This is a genomic window from Cohnella sp. GCM10020058, from assembly GCF_042683485.1.
Taxonomy (GTDB): Bacteria; Bacillota; Bacilli; order Paenibacillales; family Paenibacillaceae; genus Cohnella.
The window spans coordinates 152,069-163,375 of sequence record NZ_JBHUJV010000017.1 but is presented as its reverse complement, the minus strand read 5'-3'; the positions used below and the strand labels follow the sequence as shown (position 1 = coordinate 163,375).

Sequence of the window (11,307 nt, the reverse complement as noted above, 5' to 3'; positions counted from 1 at the left end):
CGCGCGCTCCCCCTTTTGACGCTGCTAGAATCGCTGTTCGCGGATATATGGCAGCCCCAGCGATTGCGGTGTGCCGGACAGCTTGTTGCGGCTGCGCCAGCCGAGGTACATGAGCACGAGAATCGTGACGATATAAGGAATCATCTTGAGGAAGTAAGACGGGATCTCGCTGCCGATCAATTGAATCTTGAAGCCGATCGTGTCCATCGCGCCGAAGAAGTAGGCGCACAGCAGCGCGCGCACCGGGTTCCAGCGGGCGAAGATAATGAGCGCGACGGCGATCCAGCCGCGGCCGGCGGTCATCCCTTCGGTCCAAGTCGGCGAGTAGGCGAGCAGCATGTCGGCGCCGGCCAGGCCGATCAGGATGGTGCCGGCGATGACATAACCGTAGCGGAACGTCTGTACGCGGATGCCCATGACGTCCGCTGTCGCCGGATTGTCGCCGATGGCGCGCAGGTGCAAGCCCCAGGAGGTGCGGTGAATAAACAAGTGAAGGACGACGACCAGTACGAAGCTGAACCAGGTGAGCACGTTCAAGTGGCCGAATACGTCGCCCAGAAACGGTACGCCGTCTAAAAAGTTCAGATCGAGCTTCGGCACCGAGCCCGGTATCGGCGTACCGGCGACCGATTTGCCGATATAGGCGCTTAGGCCCGTGCCGAACAGCGTCATCGCAAGACCGCTCACCGTCTGGTTCGCCCTGAGCGTTACCGTCATGAAGGCATGGACCAGGCCAAGCGCGATACTGATACCTGCGACCGCGAGCAGCGCCAGAGGCAAGCTGCCCGTGCGGATGAACGTCATGCAGGAGATGACGGCGCCGAGCAGCATGATGCCTTCCGCGCCGAGTTGAATGATGCCGGAGCGTTCGATCAGGATACCGCCCAGCGCTGCGAACAGCAGCGGCGTGCCGGAAGAGATCGCGGCGATGACGATTTGCGTGAATGTGTCCATGGTCGATCTCTCCTCTACTAAGCGTTGCGCCGTAGCCTGAACTTGCCGACCATGCCGCCGGCGATCAGGAAGAACAAAATCGCGCCTTGAATCATGTTGGAGATGGATGACGGCAGGCCGATCGTCTGTACGCTGTAGCCGCCGACGATCAAGCCGCCGAACAGGACGGCGGAGACGACGAGCAAGGCCGGGTTCAGCTTGGCGAGCCATGCGACGATGATCGCCGTATACCCGTAGCCAGGCGAGATGCCGTACATCAGCCGGTGGGACACGCCGGATACCTCAGCCATGCCGGCGAGACCCGCCAGGCCTCCGCTGATCAGCATCACGAGCAAAAGGTGTCTTTTGATCGGAATGCCCGCATTTTTGGCCGCTTCGGGATTGGCGCCGATGAGCCGCAGCTCATAGCCCCACTTCGTGTATTTGACGAGCAGTCCGTACAAAACGACGGCGACAAGCGCGAATACGAGGCCAAGGTGAAGCCGCGTATCGCCTAGCGCAGGCAGCGTCTGCGCTTCGTTAAACATCGGGGTGCCGGGAAAATTGAAGCCCTTCGGATCCTTCCAGGGTCCGAATACGAAGTAGTCGAGCAGCAAAATCGCGACATAATTCAGCATCAGCGAAGTGACGAGCTCGTTGACCTGAAAATAGGTGCGGGGAATCGCCGTGAGCAGTCCCCATACGCCGCCGGCGGCGATCGCGAAGACGACCATAAGCGGAATCGTGCCGTAGATCGGCAGATTCGGGAACCAGATCGTGACGGCCGTCGCGGCGACGGCTCCGACGAGGAACTGACCTTCGGCGCCGATGTTCCAAACGGAGATACGGTAGGCGATCGCGACGCCGATGCCGCACAAGAGGAGCGGGATCGCCTTGACGAGCGTCTCGGTAATGCCGAACGAGGAGCCGAAGGCGCCTTTGATCATCTTGGCGTAAACGGTGATCGGATTCATGCCGTTGGCGGCGATAAATACGCCGCACAGCACGAGCGCGAGCAAGATGGAGAGCGGCGCGACCCACCACGGATTGCCGATGCCCGACGGATCGATCTCGATCCGATACGGAAAGCGCCTGCGGCGCGGCGCGTCGGCCGGTTCGAGCGGCAGCGCGGACGCGGCTTGGGTCTTGCTCATATCGCTTCCTCCTCCGCTCCGTGCAGACCGGCCATGAACATGCCGATCGCTTCCCTGTCCGCCTCGCCGCGGCGCAGCTCGGCGACGATTCGTCCGCCGAAAATGACGAGGATGCGGTCGGACAATTGCATGACTTCGTCGAGATCCTCCGAGATGAGAAGTACGCTCTTATCCTCGGCCCGCAGCTTGGCAAGCAGCCGGTGCACGCCCTCGGTGGCGCCGACGTCGAGCCCTTGCGTCGGGTGCACTGCGACCATCAGCTTCGGATCGTGATGAATCTCGCGCGCCAGCAGCAGCTTCTGTTGATTGCCGCCCGACAGCTGCTGCACCGGCGTGTCGATGCCGGGCGTCCGCACGTCGAACTCCTCGACCAGCCGCTGACCCCAAGCTTTGTTGCGGCCGATGCGCAGGAAGCCGAGCCTGGCCCGATCGGCGGACCGGTAGGATTTGAAAAGCAGATTGTCGACAAGTCCGAGGCTGCCGGCCAGGCCGCTTTTCATGCGATTTTCCGGCACATGGGAGATGCCAGCTTCGATCGCGCCGCGCACGGATGCGTTGCGAAGCGCCCTGCCGTCGAACGCGATCTGCCCGCGCCGCCAGGGAATCAGGCCGGTCAGCACCTCGGCGAGCTCCTTCTGGCCGTTGCCCGCGACGCCGGCGACGCCTACGATCTCACCGGCGCGAATGCTGAGCGACAAGCCGTCCAGCGCTTTGCGTCCGTGCTCCGCCACGACTTCCAGCCGGCTCACCTCGAGCAGCGTCCTGCCCGGCGTTCGGGCAGGCAGCTCCCGCTGCGCGGCGACTTCCTTGCCGACCATGAGCCTCGCCAGCTCTCTCTCGTTCGTATCCTTTTTGTCGATCGTATGAATCATTTTCCCTTTGCGCATCACCGAGATGCGGTCTGCGACGGCCATGACTTCCTTCAGCTTGTGCGTCGTCACGATGACGGTCTTGCCCTCCGCCTTCATCGCCCGCAGCGTCTCGAACAGCTGATCCGCTTCGCCTGGCGTCAGCACGGATGTCGGTTCGTCCAGAATGATGAACTGCGCGCCCCGATACAGCGTCTTGACGATCTCCACGCGCTGCTGCTCGCCCACCGACAGCTGCCAGATCGGCCGGTCGACCGGAAAAGCGAGTCCGAATTTCTCGGCCAGCGCCCCGATTTCCCGCTGTTTGTTTTTCATCCAGTTCGAACCGCGCCAGAAGGAAGAACGCTCGCCAAGCACGATATTTTCCGCGGCCGTAAGCGTCGCGACGAGTCTGAAATTCTGGAACACCATGCCGACGCCAAGCCTCGCTGCATCCTTGGGCGAGCGTATTCGGACTTGTTCGCCCCGGAGCAGGATCTCGCCGCTCGTCGGGCGGTAGACGCCGGACAGCATGCACATCATCGTGCTCTTTCCGGCGCCGTTTTCCCCGAGCAGCGCATGGATCTCTCCCGCTCCGGCCGCGAAGTCTACGCGGTCGTTGGCGACGACCGCACCGAACTGCTTGACGATCCGGCGCATCTCGATAGCGTGCATCATTGTTGTTCCTCCTTCGTTGCGGGGAAGGACCGCCCCTCCCGTCAGCCGATTGGTTTGCCGGCATGTGTGCGCATGCCGCTTTAAATCGGCAAATCCCTTTGCTCAAGGGATTTGCCCGGGCTCTGCATGCGGACTTTTACTGCGGTATCGTGCCTTCAACGCCTTTGACAAACCAGTTCATCTCGAGAATTTCCGCGTCCGTGAGCGACTTGCCGCTCGGGACTTTCTCCGCGCCGCTCTGATCGAGGATCGGGCCGCTATAAATATTGTCTTCGCCTGCGAGGAACTTTGCCTTCTGATCTTCGACCAGCTTTTTCACGTCGTCCGGAATGCTCTCGCCGAGCGGCGCGATATCGACCATGCCGTCCGTAAAGGAACCCAGGTATTGCTCGTTGGTCCAAGTGCCGTCCATCAGCGCTTTGACTTTCTTCACGTAGTACGGGCCCCAGTTCCAGATCGGATTCGTCAGGTAGGCCTTCGGCGCGTAACGCGTCATGTCGGAGTCGTTGCCGCCCGCCATCGCACCCTTCTCCGCAGCCGCCTGGAGCGATGCCGGCGAATCCTGATAAGCCATCAGCACGTCGGCGCCCTTGTCGAGCAGGCTCATCGCCGCATTGCGCTCGGTCGTCGGATCGAACCAGGTGTTCGTCCAGACGACGTCGACCTTGACGTCCTTGTTGACGGTTTGCGCGCCGAGCGTAAAGGCGTTGATGTTATAAATGAGTTCGGGGATCGGGAACGCCGCGACGTAACCGAGGTGATTTTTCTTCGTCATCTTGCCCGCTGCGATGCCGCTCAAATAGCTGGCTTCCCAGTTTTTGCCGAAGTAAGTTGCCATATTATCGTTCGTTTTATAGCCGCCCGCGTGCTCGAACTTGACGTTCGGGAACTTCTTGGCGACGTTCAGCGTGTAGTCCATGTAGCCGAAGCTGGTGGTGAAAATGATATCGTGGTTTTGCGCGAGCTCGGTGATAATCCGCTCCGCATCGGCGCTCTCCGGTACGTTTTCGACCGTGTCCGCCTTGATGCCAAGCTCTTTCTCCATGTATTTGACGCCTTGATCGTGCTGGTACGTCCAGCCGCCGTCTCCCGGAGGACCGATATAGACGAATGCGACGCGGGGATTCGGGATGACCGTGCCGGACGAAGCCGCCGACGGAGAAGCCGATGCGGCCGAAGATGCGACGGACGAAGCCGGCGAGCTTGCGGATTCGGATCCGGACGCCGACGGGCTCGCGTTGCCATTGTTGTTCGAATTGCCGCAGCCCGACAGGACGAGCACCATCATGACGACGAATGCAAGACTTGCGCTCCAAGTGCCTTTAATTTTTTTCATACCGTTCCTCCCCAACTCCCTGTTTGTTGGTCGATTTGGCATGCGCCAATGACGTAATCCCACTATAGAACCGCGTCATTTTAACGTCAACATAGATGACATGTCGTTGGAGAATCGTCTAATTCATGCCGATGCGAATTGTGCACGGCGCACTTCCGAATGATCGATGCGGGATTCGGGGGATTAAAGGCGTTTTAATACGAATATCCGAACGATTGAGAATATTCAAGCTGCGCAGCTTGCCAATCCGCCGGCGTATCCACATCAACGGCAAACCTGTCTTCTTTTACAGGCATACGTATACCGCGGTAAGTGCCGCCGTTCATCAGCTTTCTCGCCCCCTCGTCTCCCTCAAGCGCTTCTAAAGCATCGTACATGCGGGGAGAAAAGATCGCAGGAGGGGCAGAAAAACGGCCATAATCGCAGGCAACATAGTCAAGCGAGGGGGAATCTTCAAAAACGCGTATCAGACGCTCGAACAGCAGCGTCGTCAAAAACGGCTGATCCGCCAAGGCGACGATCACCGCGTCCGGCGAATGTCTTCGCGCGGCCCGTAGACCCGCCCGAATCGAATGAGAGATGCCGAGCTTCGACGCTGAACTGCGCACGATCACTGCGCCGGACGCATCATTCAGCCAATCCAGCGGATCCATCGGCCGGACGACGGCGATCAATCGCGACACCGCGCTGCATGCGCGCAGCGCCCGCCACCCCTTTTCGCCAAGACGCTCACCATCCGCAAACGCCAGGGACAGCTTGTGCCTGCCCATTCTGACGCTCTGCCCGGCCGCCAGGTAAATAACAACGATTTTCGACCCGTTCATCCACATCACCGCTTCCGTTTTTTCGTCTGATCGCGACCAATTCCGCGGCGATGCTGACCGCGATCTCCTCCGCCCCTTCTGCGCCGATCCGCAGGCCGACGGGCGCCCTGACAAACGACGGCGTCGGCAGCCCGTCGAACAGATGAGCGATTCGCCGGGCGGAGCCGATCACGCCGAGATACGCAGGCCTCGCGGGCAGCAGCGCCTCGATCAGCGCCCTGTCCTTTTGCAGCTGGTGACCCATCACGAGCGCATAATCGGCCGGACCCGCTCCCAGCTCGATCGCAACCTGGGCAGGCGAACCGCATATGAGCGCCGCGCCGGGAAATCGCGCTTCCGAGAGCAGTCCGGGCCGCCAATCGACCACGACCACGCCAAACCCGAGCGCGCCAGCGATTCTAGCGACAGGCTCCGCGTCGAAGCCTGCGCCGAACAGCAGCAGCCTCGGCCTCGGAGCCATCGTCTGCGCGAACAGCAGCAGCTCGGCCCGCCCGGTTGCCGGCACCGCCGGATCATCGTCCGTCCGCGCAGCACGAACCTCGTAGGCGATCCCGGTTCCGCGCCGATAGCGAAGGATCAAAGTTTTCTCCCCGGCCCCAAGCCAGGCCCCTACTTTGCGAAACGCATCGGCAGCCTCCCCGGTCAGCGGCTCGAGCAGCACTTCAACGATTCCGCCGCAGCCAACGGCTTCGCCCCATACGGCGTCCTCCTCGGGCTTCATATTGTACTTCACGATCTCGCAGCGCCTTTCCGCAAGCAATTGCTGCGCCCGTTCGAGCAGATCGCGCTCCAGGCAGCCGGGGCTGATCGTCCCGCACGTTCTGCCGTCTGCATACAACAGCATCATCGCGCCCGGCTTGCGGTAGGCGTGTCCTTCTACGCCAACAACTGTCGCAAGCACGGCGGGAGCGGCATCCGTCATCCAAGATCCCACGATTTCACAGGCTTCCATGCCGCCGCCCCCTTTTGGTTCAAACGCCGATCCGCGTCAGCAGCGCTTTGAGCGATCGGTCCGACTCCTTTAAAACGCGATGGCGATCGACCGTCAACACCTTCTTGCCCGACATCACGACTTGGCCGTCGATGAGCACCGTGTGAACGTCGCCGCGCGTCGCCGCGTACACGACGCGGGAGAAGATGTCGGCATCGAAGGATGGGTAAACATGAAAATCCTCCAGGTCGAGCAGCTGCAAATCCGCCTTTTTACCGATCTCGACGCTGCCGATCTCGCGCTCGAGCCCCAACACCTCGGCGCCGCCCATCGTCGCCATGCGCAGCACCTTCCGCGCGTCCATGACCGTCGGTCCGTGCTGCACCTTTTGAACAAACGCCGCAAGGCGCATCTCCTGAAACATGTCGAGGTTGTTATTGCAAGGCGCGCCGTCCGCACCCAGACCGACCGGTATATTCATCTCGAGCAGCGCAGGCACCTCGGCGATGCCGGAAGCCAGCTTCATGTTCGATCCGGGGCAATGCGTCACCTTCACGCCGCGCTTTTGAATGATCGCCTTTTCCGTTTCGTCGAGCCAAACGCTGTGCGCAAGGATCAGATTCGGACGGGCGAGACCGATATGATCCAGATAGACGACATTGCGCATGCCGCGTTCGGATTCGACCAGTGCGATCTCGTCCCGATTTTCCGAGGCATGGGTGTGCACGCGCACGCCGTATTCGGCAGCCAAATCCCGCACGCCGATCAACAATTCTTCGGTGCACGAGACGACGAAACGGGGGCAAAACGCGTATTGGATTCGCCCGTTTGCCGCACCATGCCACTTTTCCAGCAGGTCGACGCTCTCCTGAAGGGATCGCTCCGTCTTCTCCTGCAGAGCGAGCGGCACCTCTGTGCCATGATCCATCATGACCTTGCCGGAAAAGGCGCGAATCCCGCTTTCCTCGATCGCCCGAAATGCCGCGTCCGTATGATGAACCGTCTCCATGTCGAGAATCGTCGTCGTCCCGCTCCGGATCAACTCGCCGATCCCAAGCAGCGCGGAATAATAGACCGAATCTTCGCTGTGCGCGGCTTCGAGCGGCCAGATGCGCTCGCGCAGCCAATCGATCAAAGCCAGATCGTCGGCCCTGCCGCGGAACAGCGTTTGGCATAGATGGATGTGCGTCTGTACGAAACCCGGCAGAAGCACCTTGCCGTCCGCCTCGATTACCTCCGCATCAGGCGCGTCGATGCCCGAGCCGATCCCTACGATCCTGCCGCCCTCGACGAGCACGTCGCCGGAGATCACATCGTTGTCGCCGTTCATGGTCAAGATAAGGGCGTCCTTGATCCATATTTTAGACCCCGCTTCCGTTCTCATCGCAGTCAGCCCTCCTCTTCCTGCCAATACCCATCGGACGAAGACCTTATTTAGGAAAAAGACCTTATTTAATAGAAGCATTTCAACAGCAATCGCCTTTAACGCGCTTTGGCAGCCGTCCTGGACGCTTCGCCGGAGAGCATCTTCCGAAACTGAAATACGAGCTTGAGCCGCAGCAGGTCGTTGACCCGCTTGAAATCGACGTCAAGCAGCTCGCCCAGCTTTTCGATCCGGTAGGTCGCCGTATTGCGGTGTATGAACAGTTTTTTTGCCGTCTCATTAAGCTGGCCGTCGTTGTCCAGATACGTCTCGAGCGTTCGCATCATCTCCTGGACATAATCCGGATCCTTGCCCTCGAGACCGGCCAGCAGGCGTTCGCAATATGTCACCATTCGCTGGCGGGGCACTTGCTCGAAAATGTAGGCGAAATCCATCGTTTCATACCGCATCACCTCGCCTCCGAGCCCCCACTGCAAGGAGAGCCTGTGCGCTTCTCCGCATTCCCGATACGCTTCGGCCAGGTGGGCCGCTTTCTTTTTGCGGCTGCTGATCGCGGCCTTCGCGTTTCCCCGAAGCTCCCCCTTCATCCCCGCCAGACAGCTTGACAGCGCTTCGGACAGCCGGTCTTCTTCGCCGACCGCATCCCGTTCCGGAAATAGCGAAAGCACCCCCTCCTCCAGTACGACATGCGTGCCCGACAACCCCTGAATAAGCGCATGGCTTAAAAATTCGTTTTTCAGCGCATCCAGCCGCTCCTCCTGCCGCACGCCCGGGTTCAAGGACGAACAAACGGTCAGCACGCAGCGATACGCCCCTTCGAACAAGGTCAACTCCCACTTGGCCGCATAGGACTCCAGCGATTCGCAAGACATGCCGTTACGGAGATGGCGCTTGACCATCTGGCCGAAATCCCGCTGGATCGACAGCTCGAGATAATCCTCGTAATTGAAATTCAAGTGAAACGAGAGCAGCTCGGCAGCCTGGCTGTACAGACTTTCCTCGATCGCCGACAAATAGATGCGAGGCGTAAAAAACAGCACATGCCCCGTGCTTCGCGACGACTTCATCAGCGGTACGCCGAACGCCTGCCAGCCCTCGGTTTTGAGCCACTTGCCATGCGAGCTCCAGGGCCAGTCGGCCAACAACGCCGCATCCGCATTGTCCGACCCGTTGTATACCATCTGCCCACGCGAACCGATCACGGCGATCGGCTCGCCGATCACCTCCGCTACGGTCTCGAACAGCTCCCGGACATGATCCGAACGAAGCGCGAAACGCATGAGCCGCACCTGCTTATCGAGCACCTCCTGCAGCATGACGGTGTTCTTGCGCATCTCGGCGTTGAACAGCCCGTTCATCTGATCGGAAAAAGTGAATGCGTACGGCAGCTCGATCAGCGGGAATCCGAGTTCGTCGGCCTTGCTCACGAGCGCTTCCGGAATGGACGTCCAGAAGCGGCCAAGCTTGATGCCAAGCCCCGAAGCGCCACGCTGATGCAGCTTGTGCAGGAACGCCGCCGCCTCCTCCGGGTCGTCCTTGATCAAATACGCCGTCGTGAACAACATCTCGCCTTCCTTGATCCAGTCCGCGATATCCGGGGCGTCCATCACGTTAACCGACTTCACCACCCTGAACCGACCGTCCCCGCCGGCGATCAGCTTCCCTTCGGAGAGCGGGTATACCGCCAACGCCTGTTCAACCGTCAGATGCATATTTCTCACTCCTTGAATCATGATCGAAGCTGCGCGGCACTTATATGTTAATATATATTACATTTTAGTTCCGAATTCTTATTTTGACAATCAAATATGTAATGTTTATTAACATTTAATTATGGAAATGCTTGCTGCAGTCACAAAAGAAAAAGCCCTCTCGCCGTTAAGGACGTGGAGGACTTTACGCAATCATTTATCGGCAGATATAGCGCAGCGAGACGCTCCCAACAAGTCCATGCCGGCCCATGTCGTTCCGGCAAAGCAGGCGGCACATCGATGCCGCCCGCGTCAAGTCAGCCGTACGCCTCTCCGTATCGATACGCGCTCCCTCGGCCTGTCGTACACGAGGTCCTCAACGCTGTCTGCCCGAATAAGCGCAAAGTCCGCGGGCGCGCCGGGACGGAGCTTCCAGCCTTCGATGCCCAGCGCCTTCGCCGCACGGTCCGTGCACATGCCAAGTAGGCTGCGCGCATCCGCCGCAGTCCCCATATAAGCAGTCTGCGCGAGCAGAAGCGCGATATCCAGCGGGTCGCCCGTACCGAAGGGCGTAAAGGCATTGCGGACATTGTTGGTTCCGTAGCAGACGTTGACGCCGGCATCGAGGAGAATACGGACCGGCGCGATCCCTCTGCGAACGGCATGCGTATCTCCGCGTCCGTTCAAGTACAAATCGGTCGCCGGCAGCGCGAAAACGTGAATGCCCGCCTCGGCCATTCCGTCTGCGATTCTGCGCGCCCGATCCGGCGGCACCGATCCAAGCGAGGTTAGATGACCGACGCAGACGCGGCCCTCCAACCCGTATTCGCGCGTGCAGCGAATGACGTCCAAAATGGCGAGCTGCGCGGGATCGTCGGAGAAATCCAAATGAAGATCGACGGGCAAACCGGCTTCGGCCGCAAGCCGGAACACGAAAGCCAGGTGCTCGGCCGAATCGCGATCGTTGTACGGTATACCGCCTACGGCATCCGCGCCGCGGCGCACGGCCTCGCGCAGCAGCCCCTCCGTGCCCGCACGGTCGAAGATCCCTTCTTGCGGGAACGCGACGAGCTGCAGCCCCATCCGTCCGGCCATCTCCTCCTTGAGCGCCAGCGCCGATTCCAAGCTGAGCAGGCCGAGCACGGGATCGATCTCGACCTGCGCGCGCAGCAGCGACACGCCGTAAGACAGTGCACGGCCGAGTAAGCGGCGCGACCGCGCGGTCACGTCCTGCAGCGTATATTCCGGCTTGAGCGCCGCCGTCATCGCGATCGCTTCGCCCAGATTCGCTGCCGGCCGCTCGAGCCGTTCGGATAAAAAGGCTTTGTCGAGATGAACGTGCGTCTCCACTAAGCCGGGCGTAACCATAAATCCCGATGCATCCAATGCGTTTTTCCCCGTCTCACCGCCAGCCGGCCCGGCAGGTACAATCCGGAAGATCGCTCCATCGCGTATCTCGATGTCGATTTTATTGCCGCTCGACGGATCCAAGGCCCCGGCGATCCAATCGTAAGTTCGCGCAGTCACC

9 protein-coding genes are annotated in these 11,307 nt (G+C 60.3%); all 9 read right to left on the bottom strand.

The features are described from left to right. Positions 1-24 precede the first annotated feature (24 nt). Entirely contained in the window at positions 25-954 is a 930-nt protein-coding gene (locus tag ACFSR7_RS28170) for an ABC transporter permease (protein WP_378167409.1), read from the bottom strand. Between the two features lie 17 nt (positions 955-971). Next, positions 972-2,087, bottom strand: coding sequence for an ABC transporter permease (locus ACFSR7_RS28165; RefSeq protein ID WP_378167407.1), 1,116 nt, complete (start codon positions 2,085-2,087; stop codon positions 972-974). Next, positions 2,084-3,613, bottom strand: coding sequence for an ABC transporter ATP-binding protein (locus tag ACFSR7_RS28160; RefSeq protein ID WP_378167405.1), 1,530 nt, complete (start codon positions 3,611-3,613; stop codon positions 2,084-2,086). Before ACFSR7_RS28160 ends, ACFSR7_RS28165 begins: the two co-directional genes overlap by 4 nt. 136 nt (positions 3,614-3,749) lie before the next feature. Next, a complete protein-coding gene (locus tag ACFSR7_RS28155; protein WP_378167403.1) occupies positions 3,750-4,949 on the bottom strand; it encodes a BMP family ABC transporter substrate-binding protein in 1,200 nt (399 codons plus the stop codon). Positions 4,950-5,143: 194 nt separating this feature from the next. Further along, complete coding sequence (locus ACFSR7_RS28150; protein ID WP_378168176.1) at positions 5,144-5,719, bottom strand: nucleotidyltransferase family protein; 576 nt, start codon at positions 5,717-5,719, stop codon at positions 5,144-5,146. Then, complete coding sequence (locus tag ACFSR7_RS28145) at positions 5,679-6,725, bottom strand: XdhC family protein (protein WP_378167401.1); 1,047 nt, start codon at positions 6,723-6,725, stop codon at positions 5,679-5,681. The genes ACFSR7_RS28150 and ACFSR7_RS28145 overlap by 41 nt, the downstream gene beginning before the upstream one ends. A 19-nt stretch (positions 6,726-6,744) precedes the next feature. Then, positions 6,745-8,088, bottom strand: coding sequence for a 5'-deoxyadenosine deaminase (locus ACFSR7_RS28140; RefSeq protein ID WP_378167399.1), 1,344 nt, complete (start codon positions 8,086-8,088; stop codon positions 6,745-6,747). A gap of 98 nt (positions 8,089-8,186) precedes the next feature. Next, positions 8,187-9,800: a PucR family transcriptional regulator gene (locus ACFSR7_RS28135; protein ID WP_378167397.1), complete on the bottom strand. Its 1,614-nt coding sequence runs from the start codon at positions 9,798-9,800 to the stop codon at positions 8,187-8,189. A gap of 291 nt (positions 9,801-10,091) precedes the next feature. Then, entirely contained in the window at positions 10,092-11,306 is a 1,215-nt protein-coding gene (locus tag ACFSR7_RS28130; RefSeq protein WP_378167395.1) for an amidohydrolase family protein, read from the bottom strand. Between the last annotated feature and the right edge of the window lies 1 nt (position 11,307).

What these genes read in the sequence shown, in the direction of transcription:
- ACFSR7_RS28170 (WP_378167409.1), bottom strand. Translation starts at nt 954, where the DNA reads ATGGACACATTCACGCAAATCGTCATCGCCGCGATCTCTTCCGGCACG.
- ACFSR7_RS28165 (WP_378167407.1), bottom strand. Translation starts at nt 2,087, where the DNA reads ATGAGCAAGACCCAAGCCGCGTCCGCGCTGCCGCTCGAACCGGCCGAC.
- ACFSR7_RS28160 (WP_378167405.1), bottom strand. Translation starts at nt 3,613, where the DNA reads ATGATGCACGCTATCGAGATGCGCCGGATCGTCAAGCAGTTCGGTGCG.
- ACFSR7_RS28155 (WP_378167403.1), bottom strand. Translation starts at nt 4,949, where the DNA reads ATGAAAAAAATTAAAGGCACTTGGAGCGCAAGTCTTGCATTCGTCGTC.
- ACFSR7_RS28150 (WP_378168176.1), bottom strand. Translation starts at nt 5,719, where the DNA reads ATGGGCAGGCACAAGCTGTCCCTGGCGTTTGCGGATGGTGAGCGTCTT.
- ACFSR7_RS28145 (WP_378167401.1), bottom strand. Translation starts at nt 6,725, where the DNA reads ATGGAAGCCTGTGAAATCGTGGGATCTTGGATGACGGATGCCGCTCCC.
- ACFSR7_RS28140 (WP_378167399.1), bottom strand. Translation starts at nt 8,088, where the DNA reads ATGAGAACGGAAGCGGGGTCTAAAATATGGATCAAGGACGCCCTTATC.
- ACFSR7_RS28135 (WP_378167397.1), bottom strand. Translation starts at nt 9,800, where the DNA reads ATGCATCTGACGGTTGAACAGGCGTTGGCGGTATACCCGCTCTCCGAA.